Annotated in this window: 22 protein-coding genes; 14 read left to right on the plus strand and 8 right to left on the minus strand. The window is 70.9% G+C overall.

The window, feature by feature from the left end:
• Positions 1–145: 145 nt before the first annotated feature.
• Entirely contained in the window at positions 146–883 is a 738-nt protein-coding gene (locus NNI01S_RS05790) for an anti-sigma factor (RefSeq protein ID WP_063018183.1), read from the plus strand.
• Here the strand turns inward: NNI01S_RS05790 and NNI01S_RS05795 are convergent.
• Positions 851–2,011 (minus strand): glutamate--cysteine ligase 2, encoded by a 1,161-nt coding sequence (locus tag NNI01S_RS05795; RefSeq protein ID WP_063018185.1) that lies wholly within the window; start codon positions 2,009–2,011, stop codon positions 851–853. The two genes, NNI01S_RS05790 and NNI01S_RS05795, sit on opposite strands and share 33 nt — an antisense overlap.
• A gap of 136 nt (positions 2,012–2,147) precedes the next feature.
• Between NNI01S_RS05795 and NNI01S_RS05800 the strand changes: the two genes are divergently transcribed.
• Both NNI01S_RS05800 and NNI01S_RS05805 read left to right on the plus strand, forming a co-directional pair.
• Positions 2,148–2,483, plus strand: a complete 336-nt coding sequence (locus NNI01S_RS05800) for a hypothetical protein (RefSeq protein WP_063018187.1) — start codon at positions 2,148–2,150, stop codon at positions 2,481–2,483.
• 79 nt (positions 2,484–2,562) lie between these two features.
• Positions 2,563–3,513 (plus strand): FAD-dependent oxidoreductase, encoded by a 951-nt coding sequence (locus NNI01S_RS05805; RefSeq protein WP_063018188.1) that lies wholly within the window; start codon positions 2,563–2,565, stop codon positions 3,511–3,513.
• Positions 3,514–3,541: 28 nt separating this feature from the next.
• On the opposite strand, the gene NNI01S_RS05810 is transcribed toward NNI01S_RS05805, so the two are convergent.
• A complete protein-coding gene (locus NNI01S_RS05810; protein WP_063018190.1) occupies positions 3,542–3,916 on the minus strand; it encodes a hypothetical protein in 375 nt (124 codons plus the stop codon).
• Between the two features lie 208 nt (positions 3,917–4,124).
• On the opposite strand from NNI01S_RS05810, the gene NNI01S_RS05815 reads away from it, so the two are divergent.
• Complete coding sequence (locus NNI01S_RS05815) at positions 4,125–5,396, plus strand: PucR family transcriptional regulator (RefSeq protein WP_063018192.1); 1,272 nt, start codon at positions 4,125–4,127, stop codon at positions 5,394–5,396.
• On the opposite strand, the gene NNI01S_RS35875 is transcribed toward NNI01S_RS05815, so the two are convergent.
• Complete coding sequence (locus tag NNI01S_RS35875; RefSeq protein ID WP_063917317.1) at positions 5,330–6,109, minus strand: hypothetical protein; 780 nt, start codon at positions 6,107–6,109, stop codon at positions 5,330–5,332. The two genes, NNI01S_RS05815 and NNI01S_RS35875, sit on opposite strands and share 67 nt — an antisense overlap.
• A gap of 123 nt (positions 6,110–6,232) precedes the next feature.
• Between NNI01S_RS35875 and NNI01S_RS05825 the strand changes: the two genes are divergently transcribed.
• Positions 6,233–7,399, plus strand: coding sequence for an epoxide hydrolase family protein (locus NNI01S_RS05825; protein ID WP_063018194.1), 1,167 nt, complete (start codon positions 6,233–6,235; stop codon positions 7,397–7,399).
• Between the two features lie 423 nt (positions 7,400–7,822).
• Here the strand turns inward: NNI01S_RS05825 and NNI01S_RS33260 are convergent, their stop codons facing one another.
• On the minus strand, positions 7,823–8,086 hold the full coding sequence (locus tag NNI01S_RS33260; protein ID WP_084488594.1) for a helix-turn-helix domain-containing protein: 264 nt from the start codon (positions 8,084–8,086) through the stop codon (positions 7,823–7,825).
• A gap of 104 nt (positions 8,087–8,190) precedes the next feature.
• Between NNI01S_RS33260 and map the strand changes: the two genes are divergently transcribed.
• Positions 8,191–8,955 carry a type I methionyl aminopeptidase gene (gene map, locus NNI01S_RS05835; RefSeq protein WP_063018196.1) on the plus strand — a complete coding sequence of 255 codons (765 nt, stop codon included), beginning with the start codon at positions 8,191–8,193 and terminating at the stop codon, positions 8,953–8,955.
• Here map and NNI01S_RS05840 read toward each other — a convergent pair.
• Entirely contained in the window at positions 8,942–9,679 is a 738-nt protein-coding gene (locus NNI01S_RS05840) for a DUF8817 family protein (protein WP_063018198.1), read from the minus strand. The genes map and NNI01S_RS05840 overlap by 14 nt on opposite strands.
• A gap of 111 nt (positions 9,680–9,790) precedes the next feature.
• Here NNI01S_RS05840 and NNI01S_RS05845 point away from each other — a divergent pair, with 111 nt between their 5' ends.
• Together NNI01S_RS05845 and NNI01S_RS05850 are read left to right on the plus strand one after the other, a co-directional pair.
• Entirely contained in the window at positions 9,791–10,339 is a 549-nt protein-coding gene (locus NNI01S_RS05845) for a PadR family transcriptional regulator (protein ID WP_063018200.1), read from the plus strand.
• Between the two features lie 80 nt (positions 10,340–10,419).
• The gene (locus NNI01S_RS05850; RefSeq protein ID WP_063018202.1) at positions 10,420–10,803 is read left to right on the plus strand and encodes a PPOX class F420-dependent oxidoreductase; all 384 of its coding nucleotides are present in this window, start codon (positions 10,420–10,422) and stop codon (positions 10,801–10,803) included.
• A 9-nt stretch (positions 10,804–10,812) separates the two neighbouring features.
• On the opposite strand, the gene NNI01S_RS05855 is transcribed toward NNI01S_RS05850, so the two are convergent.
• Together NNI01S_RS05855 and NNI01S_RS05860 are read right to left on the minus strand one after the other, a co-directional pair.
• Positions 10,813–12,129, minus strand: coding sequence for a metallopeptidase TldD-related protein (locus NNI01S_RS05855; protein ID WP_063018762.1), 1,317 nt, complete (start codon positions 12,127–12,129; stop codon positions 10,813–10,815).
• 68 nt (positions 12,130–12,197) lie between these two features.
• Positions 12,198–13,727 carry a TldD/PmbA family protein gene (locus NNI01S_RS05860; RefSeq protein WP_063018760.1) on the minus strand — a complete coding sequence of 510 codons (1,530 nt, stop codon included), beginning with the start codon at positions 13,725–13,727 and terminating at the stop codon, positions 12,198–12,200.
• 155 nt (positions 13,728–13,882) lie between these two features.
• Between NNI01S_RS05860 and NNI01S_RS05865 the strand changes: the two genes are divergently transcribed.
• Positions 13,883–14,530 carry a TetR/AcrR family transcriptional regulator gene (locus tag NNI01S_RS05865; RefSeq protein ID WP_245675984.1) on the plus strand — a complete coding sequence of 216 codons (648 nt, stop codon included), beginning with the start codon at positions 13,883–13,885 and terminating at the stop codon, positions 14,528–14,530.
• Here NNI01S_RS05865 and NNI01S_RS05870 read toward each other — a convergent pair whose 3' ends face one another.
• Positions 14,531–15,298: a TSUP family transporter gene (locus NNI01S_RS05870; protein ID WP_063018764.1), complete on the minus strand. Its 768-nt coding sequence runs from the start codon at positions 15,296–15,298 to the stop codon at positions 14,531–14,533. It abuts the gene before it with no gap.
• A 107-nt stretch (positions 15,299–15,405) separates the two neighbouring features.
• Here NNI01S_RS05870 and NNI01S_RS05875 point away from each other — a divergent pair, with 107 nt between their 5' ends.
• The 5 genes from NNI01S_RS05875 (at position 15,406) to NNI01S_RS05895 (ending at position 19,877) form a co-directional block, all read left to right on the plus strand.
• Positions 15,406–16,575: a sensor histidine kinase gene (locus tag NNI01S_RS05875; RefSeq protein WP_063018204.1), complete on the plus strand. Its 1,170-nt coding sequence runs from the start codon at positions 15,406–15,408 to the stop codon at positions 16,573–16,575.
• A 117-nt stretch (positions 16,576–16,692) separates the two neighbouring features.
• A complete protein-coding gene (locus tag NNI01S_RS05880; RefSeq protein WP_063018206.1) occupies positions 16,693–17,352 on the plus strand; it encodes a response regulator in 660 nt (219 codons plus the stop codon).
• A 92-nt stretch (positions 17,353–17,444) separates the two neighbouring features.
• Positions 17,445–17,927, plus strand: coding sequence for an FxsA family protein (locus NNI01S_RS05885; RefSeq protein ID WP_063018208.1), 483 nt, complete (start codon positions 17,445–17,447; stop codon positions 17,925–17,927).
• Between the two features lie 56 nt (positions 17,928–17,983).
• Complete coding sequence (locus tag NNI01S_RS05890) at positions 17,984–18,238, plus strand: ribbon-helix-helix protein, CopG family (RefSeq protein ID WP_063018210.1); 255 nt, start codon at positions 17,984–17,986, stop codon at positions 18,236–18,238.
• A gap of 40 nt (positions 18,239–18,278) precedes the next feature.
• Positions 18,279–19,877: an amidohydrolase gene (locus NNI01S_RS05895; RefSeq protein WP_063018212.1), complete on the plus strand. Its 1,599-nt coding sequence runs from the start codon at positions 18,279–18,281 to the stop codon at positions 19,875–19,877.
• Positions 19,878–20,137 lie beyond the last annotated feature (260 nt).

Here is a 20,137-nt window from a genome sequence, read left to right on the forward strand (position 1 = left end):
GAGACCGCGGCGCGGGTCCCACCTCGCGCGGTCGGTCGCCTGCGGCGTCCCCGGTCCGTTCGCGCAGCGCGATGGCGGCGAACGCGCGACCGGTGGACGAAACGCCCTCCTGGCTCCCGGCCGGGCCCATCGGAGGTGACCGGTCATGACCGGCACCGAGCCGTGCCGCGGGGATCTGCTCGACCTCGCCTACCCGTACGCGATGGACGCGGTGGCCGAGATCGAGCGCAGGCACATCGACCACCGGCTCGCCACGGCCGATTCCGGCACGGCCGCGGCGTTCGCGGCGGCGGTGCACGGTGTCCGGGAGACGCTCGCGGCGCTGAGCGCGTCCGCCGTGGTGAACCCGCCGCCCACCCTGGAGTCGAAAATCCTCCGGGCGATCGACGACTCCTGCCCGGATCCGCGCCGCCGTGGCGGTGAGCTGCCCAGGCTGTCCGGTCGTCGCCGCCTGGTCCGGCTGGCGGTGGCCGCCGCGGTGGTCATCGGTGCGGGTGCGGGCGCGGTGGTGGTCGCCGATCGGATCGCGGGGTCGCACGTCGAGCCGGCCGCGGCCGACCAGATCCTGCGGCAACCGGACGCGCGATCCCGGCTGATCGAGCTGCCGGTCGGCGGCACCCTGACGGTGCGCACGTCGGACCGGCTCGGAGCCGTCGCGGTCACCTTCGACGCGGTACCCGCGCCGCCGCCCGGGCAGTCCTATCAGCTCTGGGTGGTGTCCGCCACGGGCGCCGCGCGCTCGGCGGGCGTGCTCACCACGGTGCCGCCGCTGGGTGTGGCCAGCGAGTTCGCCCCGGCGGACGTCTTGGCTCTCACCATCGAACCCGCGCAGGGATCGCCGCGACCGACCTCACCGCGACTGGCTGTCGTCCCGCTCGGCTGAACGCACCGAGCCCCGGGTTCGCGGTTGGCCGCAGCCTTCGAGGGTCGCGCGCGCCACCGCCTCGACGACGTCATCGATCTCGCCGCGCGCCCGCAGCGCCGCGATCTGGCGGTGCGCGCCGTTGCCGCGCGCGAGCAGGCGCGCGAACGCCTCGTCGACGAACCGGCGGTCGCCCGCCTCGTCCAATGCGGGCTCGACGTGCTCGATCAATCGGAACAGCAGGTCCCGCATGGGCGTCACGTTGCCGTCGTGGGGATCGACGCCGTCTCCGGCCAACCCGGAGCGAGCCGCCTTCCAATACGCCGCCCGCAGCACCTCGGCGGGCACCGGCGGGGCGAGCTGACCCGCGGTCAGCGATTTGCGCGCCATGACGACGATGGCGCGCACCAGCGCGGCCAGCAGCGCTGTCTCCTCCACCGTGGCCGGGATGTCGCTCACCCGGATTTCGACGGTCGGGAACGAGACCGAAGGACGGACATCCCAGTAGACCATCTGCTTGTCCAGGATGCTTCCACTGTTGAGCATCATCGCGACCATCGCCTCGTAGTCGCGCGCGGATTCGAAGTACGGCGGTGGTCCGGCGCTGGGCCAGCGCCGCCACAGAATGCTGCGCCAGCTGGCGAAGCCGGTCTCGGAGCCGCGGTAGATCGCCGAGTTCGCGGTCATGGCCAGCAGTTGCGGCAACCACGGCCGCAGGTGGTTGCTGACCTGGATCGCGGTTTCCTGGTCGGGAATGCCGACGTGTACGTGACAGCCCGAAAGCCCCTGCTCGTGGGCGAGCATGCCGAAGTTCTCGGCGATGCGCTGGTAGCGCGGGGTATCGGTGACCGGGAAATCATGCGGGACGGTGGGCGGGATACCGACGGCGAGCAGGCGCGCGTCGTTGCGCTCCGCGCAGGCGGCGATCCCGCGGCGCAGCTCGCGCAATTGCCGGTGCAGTGCGCCGATCTCGGTGTGCACCGCGGTGCTGGTCTCCACCTGGCAGCGCGTCAATTCGAGTTGCAGGTCGATGCCGATCTCCTCGGCGGTGCGCGCGACGTCGACATTGCGTGCCAGCGGCTCGCCGGTACGCGGATCGACGAGGAGGAACTCCTCTTCCACGCCGACGGTCAGGAGCCCATCGTCCATGCGGTGGCAATACCCAGGGCGCCGCCGCGTAGTCGCCGGGTTCGCCGAGTGGTTGCCGCCCGCGCCCGGTGCGGGTTTGAACGCTCGGGGGGCGGCAACGCGAACGGCAGGGGGCCGTTCGAAAAGGAGTTGTCGCATGTTTCGGATCGCTTCACGGCTCGCGCTGATCGGGAGCTGCGCCGTTATCGTGGCCGTCGCCGGCGCGGGAGCGGCCGGCGCGGGCCCGACGTTGTCGGCGGACACCCAGGAGGAGGGCACCATCGCGGTCGGCAGCCAGCCGCCGTCGGAGGAGTGGAACTGTGTGCTCGTCGGCTCGGCCGAGCAGGCCGGTCCGCGGGTGGACATGGCCCGGACGGGGGAGAGCCGCGGCGGTTTCGCGGCGGGCAGCACTGTCGCCGCCACCTGCGTCGGGCAACAGTGGCCGGGAGTGGCCATGACCACCGGCGTCACATCGCTCGACGACGCCGACTGAGCGCCCGGCCGAACGGCGCCTCCCACGGGCGGTGCTGCGGGAACGGTGCGGGCGCGTGAGCCCGGATAGTCTCGCTGCCATGCGGATCGTCGTCCTCGGCTCGGGCATCTCGGGCTTGTCCACCGCGGCCGAACTGCTCCGCGCCCGGCACGAGGTGATCGTGGTCAGTGCCGAGCCCCTTACGGCGACGACGTCCTTCCTCGCCGCCGCGGTGTGGTTTCCGACCGCGGCGGGCCCGGCCGGGCGTGTCCGGGCGTGGAGCGAGACCACCTTCGACCACTTGGCCGGGCTGGCCGCGGCGGGTGCGCCGGGTGTGCGGATGTGCGAGTCCATGGCGCTGTATCGCGAGGCGCCCGCGATCCCGGAGTGGTCGCGATCGGTGCGCTCCTTCCGCCCGGCCGAGCCCGGTGAACTGCCGCCCGGCTACACATTCGGGTTCCGGTTCGCCGTCCCGCTGGTGGAGATGCCGGTCTACTTGCCGTTCCTCAGCGCGCGAGTGGACGCCGCGGGCGCGCGACGGGTGCTGCGCGCCGTACGGCGTCTCGACGATCTCGCCGACCTGTCTCCGGACGTCGTGGTCAACTGTGCCGGGCTGCGGGCCGCCGATCTGGTCGACGACCCGGACGTGTACCCGATCCGCGGGCAGATCGTGCGGGTGGCCAATCCCGGGCTGTCGGTGTCGGTCCGTGACGAAGCCCATCCGCTCGGCCGCGCCTATGTCCATCCGCGCGCGAACGACTGCATCCTGGGCGGTTCCCTGGACACCGGCGAATGGGACACCGCGCCGGACCCCGGCCTCACCCGATCGATTCTGCGGCGCTGCCGCGATCTGGTCCCCGGGCTCGCCGGTAGCGACGTGCTGGAGACCCTGGTGGGGCTGCGCCCCGGCCGCCCTACGGTCCGGGTGGAACTCGACACCGCTGTGCTGCCCGGCACGCCCGTCGTGCACAACTACGGCCACGGCGGCTCCGGCATCACCATCGGTCACGGCTGTGCGGTGGACAGCGCCGCGCTCGTCGCCGCGCTGTGAGCCTCCGCCGGATGATCGGGCCGGCGGATCAGCTGGCGTAGCTGCGCGCCACCACCGAGTTGAGCGCCTCCAGGAATTCGCTCAGCACGCCGGGCTCGACCCGGTCCCGGGGTGTGCGTTCGGGCGAGTCGGACACGGGCGCGGCGAAGCCCGCGTCGACGGTGTCGCGCAGGACCGCGTGCACCGCTTCGATCGGGATGCCCGCTCGAGCGCACCGGTTCGCGGCGTGCTCGAACCGGCCCAGCGCCAGGCTCCCGGCCGCCTCGGCCGCGTCGACGAGGACGAGGGCCAGTTCGAGGCCCATTCTGATCAGCGCGTCCGGACCGCTGCGATGGGCGCCACGATCGGATCTCGCGGACACCTCGACGCCGTCCCGATCTTCTTCGTGCGGGCCGATGTTCATGGCCCTCCCTCCGCCCGGCGACCCTGCTGCCACCGACGTTACGACGGAGATCGAGAGAATTCGACCGCGCGCATACGAGTTGTGAGGCTTCACAGACGCGCACGGCTCGGTTCGGGCGCTGTCCCCAACCGCGGGCTCGGCCCTCGGCTCGCCGAGCGAGTCAAGTTACCGTTGAGTACTTTCCGCGATCGGGGAGGGGAGGAGTTACATGTCCATCACCGATTCGGCGGGCCCGGATCTGACCCTGTCGGGCCGCCCGGCCAGTTCTTCACTACGGGATGTGCGGAATCTGTCCCGCAAAATGGTCGGCCACTTCATCGAGACCGTCGCGCACTGCCGGACGCTGCCCGGCGAGGCGCTCAACGGCGACATCACCAACATCACCCGGTTGTGCCTGGAATTGGCCGTGAGCATGCTCGACGGCAGTGATATCCCCGAGAAGACCCTCCTGCTGCGCAACGCCGCGGCGGGCTGGGCGCGGGAGGGCATCCCGATCGACACCATCCACCACGCCGTGCACGAGGGATTCAAGCTCGGCTTCGACCTGATCGTCGCGAACGCGACGGCCGCCGATTTCGACAGTCTCAAGGACATCAGCCGCCGCCTGCTGGAAATCCTGGACACCATCACCTCCACCGTCTCCCGCGCCTACGTGACCGAGTTGCGCGCCGTGGTCGGCGAGCATCACACGGCCGCGCACACGCTCGCCTCGGCCCTGCTAGGCGGGCACCCCACCTTCACCATGGCGCGCGAATGCGGCATCCAGATAGCCGACTCGTATTCCGTTGTCGCGCTTGCTATTCCGCCTCATCCGGACGAGCGAAACCCGCAACTCGACGGTGCTGTGGTGGCGCGGCGGAAACTGCGCCGGGTGCAGTCCGAACTGGCGACCCGCTGTGGTGATGCGGTGCTGTCGCTGTTGAGCGTCGACGGTGGCACCATCCTGCTGCCGTCCGCTTCGCTCGAGGACAAGGCGCTCGACGAACTGGTGGACCGGCTCGGCCGCGCGGCGCAGGTGCCGATCGTCGCGACGGTGATCGCCGCGACGCCGGTCGAGGTGCCGACGGCCGCCGACCGCGCGCACGAACTGCTCGACATGGTGCAGCGGCTGCGCTGGACGCGTGGACTGTTCCGCTTCGACGATCTGGCGCTGGAGTACCAGCTCACCAGGCCCGGCCCGGGACTGGAAACCCTTCGGACACTGCTGGATCCGCTCGACGAGCATCCCGAACTCCTCGAAACCCTCAAACGGCACATCGGCACGAATCTCAATCGCCAGCGCACCGCGCGATCACTGCACATCCATACCAATACCGTGGATTACCGGCTCAAGCGGATCGGCCAGCTCACCGGATTCGACCCCGCTCAGGCCTCGGGTGTGTGGTACCTGCGGGCCGCGCTGGTCGCACGCAGCTACCGGGATTCCGAGGACGAATCACCGGTCGGGGCGTGGCCCCGGGCGGCCGCGGTCTCCTCGTAGATCCGGCCGCGCAGGTCGGCCGCGCCGAGCAGGTCGTGGACCGCCTCCGGGGTCCACCGCAGGTCGGCGCCGGGGCGAGTGGCGAGGTAGCCCGCGGTCGCCCGGGTGGACCAGCCGTGGGCCGCGCGCAGGCCCGCCGCCATGTGGCGCAGGTAGGCGGCGGCGGGTGGGTTGCCCCGCACGTCGCGATAGCGCCAGGGGGCGGTGAACGTGAGCACCGGGTGACCCGCGTGGGCGCCCGCGTAGACCAAGGTCTCGTACCGTCCGGGACCGAGCGTCACCTTGCCCTCCTCGATCACCCGGCTCGCGTCTACCTCCGTCCCCGGCGGGCGATACATCTCCTGCGCCACGATGTCGGAGAATTGTTCGCCGGTGAGCAGGTGGGCGTGCACGGCGATCTCGCCCGGGCAGCCCGGGTCGTAGAAAGCGCGGCCGCCGGTCCAGGTCAGCGATTCGGTGGCGAAGTACAGCACGCCCCGGAGCAGGAGGGGCATCGAGTGGATCGGGTCGGCCTGGTCCCGGCAACCGGGCAGCGTGATGGCTCCCCCTTCGGGTCGGCCGCCACGAAGATACGTGCGCAGTCTGGTCAGGCTCATATTCGAGCCGTAGGCGGCGTACCAGATCAGATCGGCGCCCACGGGCGCTCGGGCCCGATCCGCGGCAGGCGCCGTCCGGGCCGCCGAGCCGGCCACGCCGATGTGCCAGGCCGTCATGCACCCATTCTCGGCTCTCCGCCGCACGGCGTCACACGGACTTCGATCGGCCCGGCGAATCGCGGATGAAAGTTTCGCGATCGCGGAAGAAAGTCTTCCGCAATGGCCGCAACAGTGGTGCGCATGACGAACACGAAGCAGATCCGGCCGTTCCGCATCGACATCCCGCAGGCCGAACTCGACGACTTGCGGGAGCGGCTCGGACGGGCGCGGTCGCCCCACGTGGTGCCGGGCACCGAGACGGATTGGGCGCGCGGGATCGCGCCGCGCTACCTGGGGGAACTGGCGGAGTACTGGCGTGACGGGTTCGATTGGCGAGCGCAGGAGGCGCGGATGAACGCGCACGCCCAGTTCACCACCGAGATCGACGGCCAGACCATCCACTTCTTCCATGTCCGCTCGCCGGAGCCGGACGCGGTTGCGCTGCTCATCACCCACGGCTACCCGGGTTCGGTGGTGGAGTTCCTGGATCTGATCGGCCCGCTCACCGATCCCCGCTCGCACGGCGGTGATCCGGCGGATGCGTTCCACGTGGTGATCCCGTCGGTGCCGGGATTCGGGTTCTCCACGCCGCTGGCCTCGACCGGGTGGGAACTCGCGCGCACGACCGAGGCGTTCGCGGAGTTGATGAGCAGGCTCGGGTACGAGAAGTTCGTGGCGCAGGGCGGCGATCTCGGCGCCGGTGTCACCGGGCGGCTGGCCGCGACGTATCCGGAGCGGGTGATCGCTACGCACGTGAACAGCGACCAAGGCACGCTCGGGTTGGTGGGTGAGCAACTGCCGATGCCGGACGGGCTCGCCGACGACGAACGCGCCGCCCTCGCCGCGGCGCGGGAGAAGTGGGCCCAGCAGAAGGGATACCTGACGCTGCAGACCACCCAGCCGAACGCGGTGGCGGCCGCGCTGACCGATTCACCGATCGCGCAGCTCGGCTGGATCGCCGAGAAGTTCCAGGTGTGGACCGATCCGGCCCGGCCGGAAGGCGCTGCGGTGGACCGCGACCTGCTGCTGACCAACGTCAGCATCTACTGGTTCACCCGCAGCGGCGCGTCGGCGGCGCAATTTCTCTGGGAGAACGCCCATTCCGGGATGGCCTGGGTCGCGCCGTCCGGGGTTCCGCAAGGGTGGGCCGTGTTCAACACGCATCCGCTGATGCGCCGAGTGATGGACCCCGACAGTCGAATCGAGCATTTCACCGAGTACACCGAGGGCGGGCACTTCGCCGCGGCCGAGCAACCGGAACTCTTCGTGGCGGACGTTCGCACGTTCTTCCGCCGCTATCGCGGGTAGCGGCCGCGTGGGGCCGGCGGCGCGTGCCTAGCCGCCCCTGGCCCGGAGCTACGTCCGGACGCGTAATCGCGGACCGTTCTCCGGCCAAATGCCGCCGCCCTCGCCCGGGCATACCGGTTTCCCTATGACGTGGACCGAGACGAGCAAGAGCAAGTTCGTCCTGCTGACCACCTTCAAGAAGGACGGGACGCCCGTCGGCACACCCGTGTGGGTGGCTCCCGCCGGCGGCCGCCCCACCGGGGAGGAGGTCTTGTCCGGCAGCGCGCGCATCCTCGACGCGGACGGCACGCAGCGTGTGCGGGACGTGGTCGCGGACAAGTACGGCCTCATCGGCAAGCTCGCCATTCGCGGGCACAAGTTGCTGCGCGGCGCGGGCGCGTCCGTCGGCATCGCGATCGAGCCGAAGGCGACCGGCGATCCGGTTCAGGCGGATTCGGCGAGTCCGGCCGAGCGCCAGATGTCCGCGAGGTCGTCGAGCGGGACTGCCAGCGCCTGGCCCAATGCCACCACGGTGCCGAAAGCCGGAGAGGGCAACCGGCCGGTTTCGATCTTGCGCAGCGTTTCCGGGGAGATCCCCGCCGCCCGTGCGACATCGGTGAGTTCGCGATCCGCGCGGGCCGCGCGCAGGGCGGCGCCGAGACGGCGGCCCGCCTCGATCTGCGCGGGAGTCAACGGGAGGCGGACCATGCGCACAGGCTACGGACGCCGTTCCGGCAGCGCAAGCGCCCCGCTGGTATTAAAATACCGAGCGGGTTAGGGTGGTATTTAAATACCGGCGCACTGGAGGATCGATGGTCGAGTTGAAGAGTTCCGCGGAGATCGCGCGGATGCGAGTGGCGGGGCGCTTCGTCGCCGACGTGCTCGCCGAGTTGCGCGCGCGTGCGCGCGTGGGGGTGAACCTGCTCGACCTGGAAGCCCATGTCCGGGAACGCATCCGCGAGCGCGGCGCACAGTCCTGCTACTGGGACTACGCTCCCTCGTTCGGGCGCGGGCCCTTCCGCAACACGGTCTGCCTTTCGGTGAACGACGCTGTGCTGCACGGTCTTCCGTTCGACTACGCGCTGTGTGACGGCGACGTGCTCACCATGGATCTCGCGGCCGGCATCGATGGCTGGGTCGCCGATGCGGCGACCACGGTCGTCGTCGGGACCGCCGCGGAGGCGGACCTGCGGCTGGTGCGGGCGACCGAAGAGGCGCTGGCCGCGGCGATCGCCGCCGCGGTGCCGGGCAACCACATCGGCGACATCTCCGCCGCCATCGCCGCGGTGGCGCGGGACTACGGCTATCCGGTGAATACCGAATTCGGCGGACACGGTCTCGGCCGCACCATGCACGAGGACCCGCATGTGCCGAACGCGGGCCGCCCCGGGCGCGGCTATCGGCTGCGGCCCGGGCTGACCATCGCGATCGAGCCCTGGTTCGCGCGCACGACCGACCGCATCGTCACCGACCCCGACGGCTGGACCATCCGCTCGGCGGACGGCTCACGGACCGCCCACTCCGAGCACACCGTCGCGATCACGCCGGACGGCCCGGAGGTGCTCACCGCGGCGTGAATGTGCCGTCTATCTCCGACAGCCAGGTCGTCAGGTCGTCGGCGGCGCGCAGTTCGCCGGCCAGGGCTGCGCGTTCCGCGGCGGACAGCTCCATCGCGCGTAGTTCTGCCCGGAAGGCCTCGGCGCGGCCTGATTCGCCTTGCGCGACGGCCAGTTCGGCCAGCGCCGCAAGCGCCCGCGCCACGTCCGCTCGCGGAGCTTGCGCCCGGAACCGGCCGAGCCCGACCTCGAGCACGCGGAACGCGGCCGGGTAGTCGACCTTGAAGTCGCGCAGGATGCGGGCGTTGTCCAAGACCTTGGCCAGTCCGTCCAGTTCCTTGGAGCCGCCGTATTCCACCTTCGGTGGTTCGTCGCGCTGAATGTAGATCAGCTGGTTGCCCGCCGGATCGACGACGGTGAACCGGGTCTGCCCCGGCCGGAAGCGGGTGATCCGGGGCAGGCCCTTCGCGGGCACCTTGCCGTAGCGGGTGCGCAGCGCCGCGGTGAAAGCCTGATGCCTGTTCGCGACATCGTCGACCATGACCAGGCACCCCGCGCGTTCGGCGGGAACGTCGGAGTCTCTGGGGGCGGGCACGAAGTGCAGGGCGCAGTCGTGATCCTCCACCGCTCCGTAGACGTAGGGGCGGGTCTGTTCGTGCGTCACCGCGTATCCCAGCGTCTTGTAGAACTCCAGCGTGCCGGCCAGATCGCCGGTCCAGAGCTGCGGTACCGCCGTGTCGCCCATGGAAATCCTCCTGTTACCTGCGGTAGTCAATTTTGACTAGTGAAGCGTAGGGTCGCTCGCGCGTGGAAGTCAAACTTGACTACCATGCGTTGCGAACGAAAGGAGCGCGCGATGTCGGTGGTGCGCCTGCTGGTGCTGGGAGTGCTGCGCCTACGTCAGCCCGTCCATGGTTACGCCGTGCGCCAGGAACTGCTGTCCTGGCGGGCCGAGACCTGGACCAACGTCAAGCCCGGCTCGATCTACCACGCCTTGAAGCAGCTGACGCGGGAGGGAAAGCTGAGCGCGTTCGGCACTCAGGCCAGCGACCAGGGCCCGGGGCGCACGCTGTTCGAGCTGACCGAGGCGGGTGTGGCCGAGTTCCACCGGCTGATGGACGAAGCGCTGGTCAGCATCGACATGGAGGAGCTGGGCGCGGGCATCGCCTTCATGGACGCGCTGCCCCGGGCGCACGTCATCGCGAAGCTGCGCGAACAGCGCCGTCGCAGCGAGGAAGTGCGCGCCGACCTGCTCGCCATGATCCCGGACTATCCCGGGCGCTACGAAGCGCCGCACGCGACCGATCTGCTGGAGCTGTGGAGCGGTGTCTTCGAGAACCTGTCGACGTGGACCGAAGGCGTGCTGGCGCGGCTGGAAGCGGGGGAATACCGGATGCCGGAGTAGGTCACGGCCGTGGACGTCCGCGCCGAGCCGAGCCGCCTTCCCGCACCGCTCGGCGCGCCGGTGCGGGATACGCTGCCCGCATGACGAATTCGCTGGACGCCGTCGCCGAGGCCGACTACGTGCTGCTGACCACCTTCCGCAAGGATGGAAGTCCGGTCGGCACCGCGGTGTGGGCGGTGTCCGAGAACGGCAAACTGTACGTCTGGACCGTGACCGACAGCTGGAAGGTCAAGCGCTTGCGCCGCAATCCGGCGGTCACCCTGCAACCGTGCAGCGCGACCGGCAAGCCGCACGGAGCCGTGATCGAGGGAACCGGACGGCTCCTCGATGCCGAGGGCACCGAACACGTGCGCAAGCTGCTGCGGCGCAAGTACTGGCTCACCGGCCCGCTGGTCATCCTCGGCAGCAATCTGCGGCGTGGCAAGGCCGGAACCATCGGCATCGAGATCAGTCCCGCGGCCTGAGCTCCGGCGTCAGGTCGCCTGGCTCACCGACGACATGTGGAAGTCGGGAATCCGCAAGGGCGGCATGGCGGTGCGGGTGAACCAGTCCTTCCATTCGCGCGGCAGCGTGAGCTCGGTGGCGCCCGCCTCGCTGACCCGCCGGAGCAGGTCCAGCGGGCTCTCGTTGAACCGGAAGTTGTTCACCGCCGCGGTGACCTCGCCGTTCTCCACCAGATAGACCCCGTCCCGCGTGAGGCCGGTGAGCAGCAGCGTGGCCGGGTCCACCTCGCGGATGTACCACAGCGTGGTCAGCAGCAAGCCGCGTTCGGTGCGCGCGATCATGTCGTCGATGGTGGCCTCGGAGCCGCCGGTGAGCAGTAGGTTCTCTCCCGGAACAGCGGCGGGCGCGTCGAATTCGGCGGCGGTGGCGCGCGGATAGATCAGCGCGGAGATCACGCCGTCGCGCAGCCAGTCGACGCGTTCGGCGGGCAAGCCGTTGTCGAACACCGACATCGATTCCGACGACGCGGTCGCGGCCACGAACGGACGGTATTCCAGCCCGGGCGCGTGCGGATCCGAGTAGAGCGTGAGCGGGAGATCGCTCAAACGCTCGCCGACGCGGGTCCCCCCGGCCCGCGCGAACGCGGTGTGGCCCTCCTGTGCGCCCCGGCCCTCCATCGACCAGGCCAGGTAGATCATCAGGTCGGCGACGGTCGAGGGCGGCAGCAACGTCTCGTAGCGGCCCGCGGGCAGCTCGACCCTGCGCTTGGCCCAGTCCAGGCGGCGGGACAGGTCCGCGAGCAGGCCGGACACGTCGACGTCGGTGAAGTCCGCGGTGCCGACGCCGACCCACGCGCTGGCCAGCTCCGCGCCCTCGCCGCGTTTGCCGTTGATCTCCACCGAACCGGTGGGCTGCACGAAGCGCCGGCGGATGCCGGTCGAGGTGCCCAGCCAGGTGGTGTGCATCTGATGGTGCGCGAACCCGTAGAGGCGGTCGGCGCTGTCGAAGCCGGCGGCCAAGCCGTCGGCCAGGTCGGTGAACACCTCGATGCCGGTGCCACCGGCCGGTGCGGTCCAGGCGTCGTCGACGGTGTCGGGTTCCAGTAGCGGCATCGCGTCCCGCGCCGGTTCGGCGTCGCGCGCGGCCGCCTCGCTCGCGCGCACGACGGCTTCGATGTCGTCGGGATCGACGCTGGTCGAGGCGATCGTGCCGACGCGGGCGAGGGTGGGGCCCTCGCGGAACACCGAGATCACCGCCCAGCTCCGCGACACCGAGGACCCATTGGTGGTCATGGAGTTCCCGGCCCAGCGCAGCGACGCCTCGTGCTCGTCGCGGACGATCACCATCGCCTCGTCGGCGCGCGACAGCGACAGCGCTCGCTCCACGGTCACGCTCGCGGGGAACAGCTCGTCGCTCACTGGCCTGCCTCCGTCCGGGTGTTGAGAATGTTGACGCCGCGCACCAGTACCGAGGGGCAGCCGTGGCTGACCGCGGCGACCTGGCCGGGCTGCGCTTTGCCGCAGTTGAACGCGCCGCCGAGCTGCCAGGTGGATGGCCCGCCCACGGCTTCCATCGCACCCCAGAAGTCGGTGGTGGTGGCCTGATAGGCGACGTCACGCACCTGGCCGTCCAGCTTGCCGCCGCGGATGCGGAAGAACCGCTGCCCGGTGAACTGGAAGTTGTAGCGTTGCATGTCGATCGACCAGGACTTGTCGCCGACGATGTACAGGCCGTCGTCCACCCGGGAGATCAGCTCCTCGGTGCTGGTGTCGCGGTCCGGATCGGGTTGCAGCGAGACGTTGGCCATTCGCTGGATCGGCACGTGGTGCGCCGAATCCGCGTACGAGCAGCCGTTGGACCGCTGCAAACCCAGGCGCGGCGCGAAGACCCGGTCCAGTTGGTAGCCGACCAGGACCCCGTCGCGGACCAGATCCCAGCGCTGCCCGGCGACGCCTTCGTCGTCGTAGCCGACGCTGGCCAGACCGTGCGATTCGGTGCGGTCGCCGGTCACGTGCATGATCGGAGTGCCGTAGCGCAGCGTTCCGAGCTTGTCCGGCGTGGCGAACGAAGTACCCGCGTAGGCGGACTCGTAGCCGATGGCCCGGTCGTACTCGGTGGCGTGGCCGATGGATTCGTGGATGGTCAGCCACAGGTTGGTCGGATCGATGACGAGGTCGGTGGGCCCGGCCTGCACGCTGGGCGCTTTCACCTTCTCGGCCAGCCACTCCGGGATCCGCGTGAGTTCGCCGTCCCAGTCCCACACGCCGTCGGCGCCGGTGACGTACTCCCAGCCGCGGCCCGCGGGCGCGGCCAGCGTGCGCATCGTCTCGAACACTCCCGCCGCGGTGTCCACCGTGATCGCCTCGAGGCTCGGGTGCAGCCGCACCCGCTGCTGGGTGATCGAGGAGCCCGCGGTGTCGGCGTAGTAGGTCTGCTCCTTGACCTGCAGCACGCTCGCGGTGACGTGGTCCACCCCGTCGGCGTGCGACAGGCGCTCCGAATAGTCCTGCAGCAGTGCGAGCTTCTCGCCGGTCGGCACGGCGAACGGGTCGATGTCGTACTCCGAGACCCACTGCGCGCCGGCGTAGAGCGGCTCGTCGGCGAGCTCGACGCGTTCGCGGTTGAGGGAGCGCAGCGTGGTGGCGACGGTGACCGCGGTGCGTGCCACCTCGGCGGCGGTAGCGGGGGTCAGCGCGGCGTGCGACGCGAAACCCCAGGTGCCGTCGACGATCACCCGTACGGCGAAGCCGAGCCGGGTGCTGTCGGTGACGGCCTCGACCCGGCCGTCGCGCAACCGGATCGACTGGGTGACCAGACGATGCACCCGCAGGTCGGCGTGCTCGGCACCGGCTGCCGTCGCCGCGGCCAGGGCGGCGTCGGCGAGCGCGGCGAGGGGCAGGTCGAGGAACTCGGCGTCCACGCCTCGGGAAGTCGCGATGCTCACCCGCACCAACCTAGCCGGTGCCGCCTGCTGATCACATGCTGTGCTCGACCGCATCGCGTGCCGGTGTGCACCGGATGCCGGCGGCGCAGGGTGAACGGCGCGCGCGACACTCGCGCTTACGGCGTGTTGCTCGCCGGATGCCGTACTGTGCCCGCGTGCCGCCATCCGCCCTTCGTGACCGCAAACGCGAACGTACCCGCCGCGCCATCCTGGAAGCCGCAGCCGAGCTGTTCGAGACTCGAGGCTACGAGGAGACCACGGTGGCCGACATCGCCGCCGCGGCGGACGTCGGCACCCGCACGTTCTTCAATTATTTCGCCAGCAAGGAAGAGCTGCTCTTCCCGGAATCCGACGAGCGCGTGCGCGCGGCGGTGGTGGCGATCGCAGGCAGGCGTCCCGGGGAACGCCCGGTGGAGGTCTTGCTGCGCGCGTTGCGCGCCGCGGGCGACAATCCCGGCGAGCACCTCGTCGACGACCTCTACGCCCGGATCGGCGCGCTGCGCGCCGAGGTGTCGCGGACCGTGCCCGCGGTGAGCGGCCGCGCCGCGCACGCCCAGCTGGTCACCCAGCGTGAGATCGCCAGGCAGTTGCACAAGGCGTTCCCGGCCGAACTCGACGAGGTCGGCGCCGCCGCCTTGGTGGGCGCGGTCGTCGGTGCGGTGTCGGGTGCGTTGACGGTGCTGTTCCAGCAACCGCTCGCCGGTGTCGAGGACGCCGAGCGCCTGCAGCGCAGGATTCACGAGACCACCTCGCGAGTACTGCGGCCGTGGCTCGCCACCCAGCAGGCCGAACCGGTGGGCTGATCAGCCGAACTGCTGCCAGCCCAGCCGGATCACCATCCCGATCACCACCACCAGCAGCACGATGCGCACGAATTCGGCGCCCTTGCGCAGCGCCATGCGCGCGCCGACCACGGCGCCGAGGACATTCGCCACGGCCATTCCCGCGCCCAGTGCCCAGAGGATGTGCCCGGTCGCCCCGAAGAACAGCAGAGCGCCGAGGTTGGACCCGCAATTGATCACCTTGGCCATGGCCGCGGCGCGGACGAACTCGGTGCCGAGCAGGGTCGCGAAGGTGATGATGAGGAACGTGCCGGTGCCGGGTCCGAGCAGGCCGTCGTAGAAGCCGATCAACCCGGCCGCCAGCGCCACCGTGAGAATCATCTTGCGCCGGGTGGGGGGATGAGTCGCCAGCGTGACGCCGATTGCCGGGCGCAGCGTGACGAACACGGCGACGCCGACCAGCACCACCATCACGATCGGGATGAACAGTTCGCGGTCGATCAGCGAGACCGCGGCCGCGCCCACCGCGGCCGCCGCCGCGGCGATCACCGCCGCGGGCAGCAGCACCCGCCAGCGCATCGGCACCTTGCGCGCGAAGGTCAGCACCGACGCGCTCGTCCCGGCCACCGCGGCGAGCTTGTTGGTGCCCAGCGCGGTCTGCGGCGCGATACCGGGCGCCACCACGAACAACGTCGGCAGCACGATCAGCCCGCCGCCGCCAACCACCGCGTCCACCCAGCCCGCGGCCGTCGCCGCCGTCAACAAAACCGCCCAGTCTCCGATCTCCACCACGCCAGACAACCAGACCCCGGATCCGGGCCGCGCCGGGTGTGGCCGCGCGGAGCCGGTGCGCGGGGCCGTCCGGCTCGCGCGCCGGGCGCACCTAGGCTGATCCCGTGCGTCGTTTCAGTCTGTGGCTCCGGGGCAAGCCCGTGGTGGCCGATTCGGTGCTGGCGGCGATTTTCGTGCTGCTCGAGATCATCGGTGTGAGCAACGCCCACAACAAGCTCGCCTACCTGGCCGTCGGGGTGCTGCTGCCGCTGCCGCTCATCCTGCGGCGGGTGTACCCCCGGGCCATGGCGGCGCTCACCTTGGCGCTGTCGCTCACGGAGACGCTGGTGGGCTTCCTTTCCGAGGACGACGCCGACCACATCGCGCAGTTGTCCCACGGCATCATGCTCTACACGCTGGTCGCCTACGTCGGCCGGCGGGCCGGACTGTGGTACGGCCTCGGCCTGGTGGCCGATCTCGCTTTCTCGATCGTGGCGATCGGGAAGCCCGCGGGATCCGACAGCGTGTTCACCGTCATGTTCTACGCCTTGTGCTGGACCCTCGCGGAGTTCATCGGCGCGCGGCACGCCTACGACGCCGAGGTGGCGGCCCGGCTCGCGGTCGCCGACTACGACAAGGAGCGGCGCGCACACGACGCCGTCGCGGCCGAACGCACCCGCATCGCGCGGGAACTGCACGATGTGGTGGCGCATGCGGTGAGCGTCATCATCGTGCAAGCCGACGGCGCCAAGTACGCGCTGCGCCGCGACCCGGACGCGGCCGAACAGGCGCTCGGCACCATCGCGGGCACCGGCCGCGAAGCATTGCGCGAACTGCGCCGGACCGTGGCCCTGCTGCGCACCGAGCACGCGCCCGACCAGCTGCCACAGCACGGCACCGCGGGCATCGCCAAGCTCGTGGAGATGATGCGCGGCACCGGCCTGGCCGTGGAACTCGAGTTGAGCGGTGAACTCGACGACATCGCGCCCGAGGTCAGTCTGGGCGTGCATCGCATCGTGCAGGAGTCGCTGACCAACACGCTGCGCCACGCGGGGCCGCACCCGAAGGCGTGGGTCCGGGTGCGCCGCACCGACGCCGACGTGCTGATCGAGGTCACCGACACCGGCGGGATCTCGCCGCACGACTCGGCGCGCATCCAGGGCAGCGGGCTCGGCCTGGTCGGGATGCGCGAACGCGTCGCCGTGCTGGGCGGCAGCCTGGACGCGGGCCGCGATGCCGACGGATCCTGGCGTGTGCACGCCGGCATCCCGCTGCGGCCCGGCCTCGCGGAGTGAGCCGGGTCCCGCGTGCGTCACGTAAACCGCTGCACTCCAATCGCATCCGGCATCGGTGCGGAACCGCCGCCGGACGGGCCGTCCGGTGCGTCGAAGCGTGCACGTTACATTGGGGACGTGCCGATCACCGTTCTCGTCGTCGATGACCAGGAACTCATGCGGATGGGATTGAAGATGGTGCTCGGCGCGCACCCGGACATCGACGTGATCGGTGAGGCGGCCAACGGCGCGGCCGCGGTCGCCGCCGCGGCCGAACTGCGACCCGATGTGGTGCTGATGGACGTGCGGATGCCCGTGGTGGACGGGGTGGTCGCGACCAGCCGCATCGTGGAGGCAGGGCACGGCAGCCGAGTGCTGGTCATGACCACCTTCGACCTCGACGAGCACGCGCTCGGCGCGCTGCGTGCGGGGGCGAGCGGGTTCCTGTTGAAGGACACTCCGCCCGAGGACCTCGTCTCGGCCATCCGCAGCGTCGCCGCCGGTGACGCCGTGGTCTCGCCGAAGGTTACCAAGCGCCTGCTGGACCGGCTCATCGCGGAGAACCCGGCGCGGACCCGCGACCCGGGCGTGCTCGACGTACTCACCGCCCGCGAGCGCGAGGTGCTCGAGCAGATCGCCGCCGGACGCTCCAACGCCGAGATCGCCGAACAGTTGTATCTATCGGAGGCCACGGTCAAGACGCATGTGGGCCGGGTGCTCACCAAACTCGGTCTGCGCGACCGGGTTCAAGCGGTCGTGCTGGCCTACGAGACCGGGCTGGTGCGGCCGGGCGGCTGAGACCGGGCCGATCTCAGCGACCTATCAGGCGGATCGGGGAGCAAAATCCCGGTGCGGGACGTTGACCGGGTAGATCGTCCGAAAGGATCGCCATGCCCGCCCTGTTGTTCGTGCTGTACGCCGTCGTCGAGGTCGCCGCGCTGGTCGCGGTCGGTCAGCTGATCGGCGTGCTGTCCACCATCCTGCTGCTCATCGCCGGATCGGCCGCGGGCATGCTGCTGGTCGGGGCGCAGGGACGGCGGGTGTTCGAGCAGTTCCGCCGGGCCGCGCGCGGGGAAGTGGCTCCCGGGACCGCCGTGGCAGACGGCGCCCTGGTCGCGGCGGGCGGGGTGCTGATGTTCGTGCCCGGCCTGGTCACCTCCGTGTTCGGCCTGCTCCTGCTGCTGCCTCCGACGCGGTTGCTGGTACGGCCCCTGGTCACGGCGTTCGCGGCGCGGCGCTTCCGTCGGCTCGTCGCGGCCGCGCCGTACCGTGGCGTGATCGTCGACGGCGGCGAAGTGGTCGACGGCGTCGTGGTGGGGCAGTGGTACGACGACGGCCAGGGCAACGCGCGCCGCGCGATCAGCGCGTCCTGACGGCGAAGTCGGCGCACCCGGTTCCGCGCGCCGCCGCGAAGGGCTATCGTGGCGCGATGGCCACCGAGCAACTCACCGTGACGGTGAGCGAGGAGCTGGCCGCCGCGGTGAAACGCGCGGCGGCGGCTGCGGGACAGTCGATTTCCGGATTCACGGCTGCGGCGCTGCGGCTGGAGCTGATCGCCGTGGAGGCGGGCTGCCTGCCCACGGCGGCCGTGGGAACCGGAGGTGCGCCGCCGGAATACGCGGAGGTGATGGCGGTGCTGGCGCAGCCGGAGGATCTGGCGCGTCAGCCCGTGCTGAACGGCTGACCGAAACCGCTGGACCGGCCATACGGCAGACTGGTGCCTCGTGAGTACCCAGTTGCTGATCGGCGGTCGTTTCTACAGTGCCAGTTCACCCGACGCCACGGCGATGGCGGTGAGTGACGGGACCATCGTCTGGCTGGGCGCCGAGCAACCGGGGCGCGCGCTGCATCCGGACGCCGAGGTGATCGACCTCGGCGGCGCCTTCGTCGCGCCCGCCTTCGTCGATCCGCATGTGCACGTCACCGCATTGGGCCTGAAGCTGACCGGACTCGATCTCTCGGCCGCACGATCGCTCGAGCACTGCCTGCGACTATTGCGCGAGTTCGCCCAGGCGCACCCCGAGGGCGCGGTCCTGGGCGATGGCTGGGATGAGACCACCTGGCCGGAGGGCAGGCCGCCCACCGTCGAGGAGATCGACGCGGCCGCGGGCGCGGGCAGGCACGTGTACCTCTCGCGGGTGGACGCGCACTCCGCGGTCGCGTCCTCGGCGCTGCTGGACACGCTGCCGGAGCTGGCGGCGGCCGACGGATTCACCCGCGGCGAGCCCGTGCGTGCCGCCGCCCACCACGTGGTTCGCACCGCGGCGCTGGCGAGTCTGTCTCGGGCGCAACGGGATCGAGCGCGCGCCACGGCACTGGACCACGCCGCCGCACACGGCGTCGTCGCCGTCCACGAATGCGCGGGCCCGGAGATCGCGGGTCGCGCCGACGTCCGCGAGCTGCTCGAGTTCGAGCACGGGGTCCAGGTGCGGGCCTATTGGGGAGAGGCGGTGCGCAGCGTCGAGCATGCGCGCGCCCTGATCGACGAACTCGGTGTGCACGCCCTCGGCGGCGATCTGTTCGTCGACGGGTCCTTCGGATCGCACACCGCATGGCTGCGCGCACCCTACGCCGACGAAACAGGGTGCGGCCGAAGCTATCTGGATGTCGACGCGATCGCCGACCACATCCGGGCCTGCACAGTCGCCGGTATCCAGGCCGGATTCCACGTGATCGGCGACGCCGCCATGGACGCCGTCGTGGCCGGTGTCGAACGGGTGACCGCAGAGCACGGCGGCCCGGCGGTCGCGGCGCTCGGGCATCGCGTCGAGCACGCCGAACTGCTCGACGGCGAGCACATCGCCCGCCTTGCGCGCTGGGGCGTGATCGCCAGTGTGCAACCGGGATTCGACGCCGCGTGGGGTGGACCGCACGGCATGTACGCCGCGCGGCTCGGCGCCGAGCGCGCCGCGGCGCTGAACCCGTTCGCCGCTATGGCCGCCGCGGGCGTCGCTCTCGCGATCGGATCCGACGCCCCGGTCACCGCGCTCGATCCGTGGGCGGCGGTACGTGCCGCGGTCGGCCACCGCACACCCGGCCACGGCCTGTCCCCGCGCGCCGCCTTCGCCGCGGCCACGCGCGGTGCCTGGCGTGCGGGCGGCGTTCGCGACGGAGTGGCGGGCACCCTTGTGCCAGGTGCGCCCGCGTCGTACGCGATCTGGGAAGCCGGCGAACTCGTCGTCACCGCGGCCGCCGATTCGGTGCAGCGCTGGTCCACCGACCCGCGCTCGCGGGTACCGGGGTTGCCCGCACTGGATACCGGCGCGCCGCTGCCCGAGTGCCTGCGTACCGTCCATCGCGGGGTGACGATCTATGCGAAATGAGCGGCCCGGGGACGTGGTGGCTCCCGGCCGTCCCGTGTCCGATATTCCCGTGCGCCGCCACGGGTGTGCTCGGCGCGCCCGGACCTTCGCATTCGACCGGCAGGTATCGTCTCTCCGGCCCGCGTTGGCCAGCCGCTCGGCAGTCGGCATCGAGCATGTGCCGGAAGGTGGAGAACACGATGTGGACCGCGGCCGGCGAATGTCGGTAACCGTGTTTCTCCCGGGGGGTTGCCCGGCAGCGGAATTCGGCAACGGTGAGG

The organism is Nocardia niwae NBRC 108934 = DSM 45340, assembly GCF_001613465.1.
Taxonomy (GTDB): domain Bacteria; phylum Actinomycetota; class Actinomycetes; order Mycobacteriales; family Mycobacteriaceae; genus Nocardia; species Nocardia niwae.